The organism is Microbacterium sp. Kw_RZR3 (genome assembly GCF_029222405.1).
Lineage (GTDB): Bacteria > Actinomycetota > Actinomycetes > Actinomycetales > Microbacteriaceae > Microbacterium.
Window position 1 is genome coordinate 1 of the sequence record NZ_JARHXC010000055.1, and the last position, 2,117, is coordinate 2,117.

Below are 2,117 nucleotides of genomic sequence, written 5' to 3' on the forward strand. Positions count from 1 at the left end.
CACGCAGGAACAGCGTGAGCGCCTCGACTTCGGGTGCCTCGGGCACGATCCGGCCTCTCAGCCCTCGGTCTCGGGCGCGGCCGGGGTCGTCGGGGTCGTCGTGGCCGTCGGGGCCGGGGTCGTGGTCGGGGCGGGGAACGACGGCGCAGCGGCCGGTGCCTTCTCCCCCGATCGCTGGGCCGTCGCGAACGCATCCGCGACGGCGCGGCCCTGGATGATCTGCGTCAGGTCGATGCCGGTCGCTGCCCGAACCGCCTCGAACGACGACCGCAGACCCGTTGCCGACTCCGTCGCCAGGTGGCCGCTCGCTCCCTCTCCGCCCAGCACCGTGATGTTGCCGACGCGGTCGTAGCCCTTGGCGAACTCCGCCATCATCGGCACCAGCGACTCCAGGGCGCGCTGCGCGAGCAGGGCCTCCTGGTTGTGCGAGAGCGCCTCGGCTTCGGCGCGGATCGCCTCGGCGCGGGCCTCACCGGCCAAACGGACGGCCTGGGCGTCGGCCTCGGCACGCACGCGGACGGCGGCCGCTTCCTGCTCGGCGATCTGGGCGCGGGCCTCGGCCGCCTTGATCTGCGCGTACGCCTCGGCGTCGGCATCCTTCTGGCGCTGGTACAGGTCGGCGTCGGCGACGCGGGCGACCTCGGACTCCAGACGCGCCTGCGTGTTCTGCGCTTCCTGCTGCAGAACGGCCTGGCGCCGCTCCGCGCGCGTGAGCGCCTCGGCCTGCTCGGCCTCCGCGTTGGCGCGACCGACCTCGGCCTTGGCCGCGGCGCTGTTCTTGTCGAGCTTCGTCTGCTCGATGAGGTTCGCCTCGTCGGTCGCGATCTGGCGCGCGCGGATCTCACGCACGGCGTTGATGCGGGCGACCTCGGCCTCACGCTTCACGCGCTCGACCTCCGTCGCGCCGAGCGCGGCGATGTAGCCGTTGCCGTCGGTGACGCCCTGGATCTGGAACGAGTCGAGGATCAGGCCCTGCGACGAGAGGTCGCCCTTGATGCCCTCGGCAATCTGATCCGACAGACGCTGACGGTCGCGCATGAGCTCCTCGACCGTCAGCGTGGCGACGACGCCACGGAGCGCACCCTCGAGCTGCTCGGTGGTGAACTGCTCGATGGCCTTGTCCTGCGAAGCGAAACGCTCGGCCGCACGACGTACCGATTCGGGGTCCGAGCCGATCTTCACGAGGGCGACGCCGCTGACGTTGACGGTGACGCCGTTGGACGACTGAGCGGTCGGCTCCATCTTGATCTGGCGAGCCCGCAGCGAGATCATCTCGCCGCGCTGCGTGAGCGGGTTGACGATCGCGCCGCCACCGGTGATGACGGTGATGCGGGACGACTCGCCGTCCGCGCCTCTCTGGCGCTTACCCACGATGACCAGGGCTTCATCGGCCTTGGCGACGCGGTACCAGCCGCGGATCAGCCCCGCGATGATGAGGAAGACGACGATGACGACGACGAGTGCGATGACCACGACGATGCCGATCGCCCCCAGAGCAGCAATTTCCATGGTTCTCCTTCGACAGGCACCGCACGAAGCGGTACGGGGGAATTCTTTCCAACCTATCGGCCGCCTCCGAGGCGATGTCCACCCCCTCAGGGAGGAGAAACCGTCGCACCGGGCCCGGGCGGGGGCGTACCGTTAAGAGGAAGGCGGCCCGAACCGCCTCCGGAAGGGCCCCCCATGAAGATCGTGTCCTCCTCCGACTGGAGGGATGCCATCGCCTTCGACGTTCCGGTCCTCGTTGCCGACGTGGTTCCCGGCGAACCCACGCGCTGCGTGGCGTGCGGCACGGCCGGCGAACTGATCGAACGCACCGAGCTCTGGGCGGTCAAGCACCGCCATCCGAAGCACCACGGCGGCTTCGTACGCTTCTACTGCGAGACGCACAAGCCCGCCGCCGCTCCCCCGCCGCCCGCACCCGTCGACGTCAAGCGCGCCCGCACCGCGGCACCCCGCGCGGAGCGGCGCCCGAGCAGCCCGAAGGCCGTCGCGGTCACCGACCGCCCGATGCGGACCATGTGTCCCGACTGCTTCGTCGAGGTCTCGGCGGGCGGCGACTGCGGCATGTGCGGCGCACAGGTCGTCTGACCCGCTCACGAAGAACCGCCCCGTCG

2 protein-coding genes are annotated in these 2,117 nt (G+C 70.7%); one reads left to right on the forward strand and one right to left on the reverse strand.

The genetic code is table 11. The features are described 5' to 3' along the window. Positions 1–57 precede the first annotated feature (57 nt). Complete coding sequence (locus tag P2P98_RS02630; protein ID WP_275796940.1) at positions 58–1,509, reverse strand: flotillin family protein; 1,452 nt, start codon at positions 1,507–1,509, stop codon at positions 58–60. A 174-nt stretch (positions 1,510–1,683) separates the two neighbouring features. On the opposite strand from P2P98_RS02630, the gene P2P98_RS02635 reads away from it, so the two are divergent. Further along, complete coding sequence (locus P2P98_RS02635) at positions 1,684–2,091, forward strand: glucose-6-phosphate dehydrogenase (RefSeq protein ID WP_275796941.1); 408 nt, start codon at positions 1,684–1,686, stop codon at positions 2,089–2,091. Positions 2,092–2,117 lie beyond the last annotated feature (26 nt).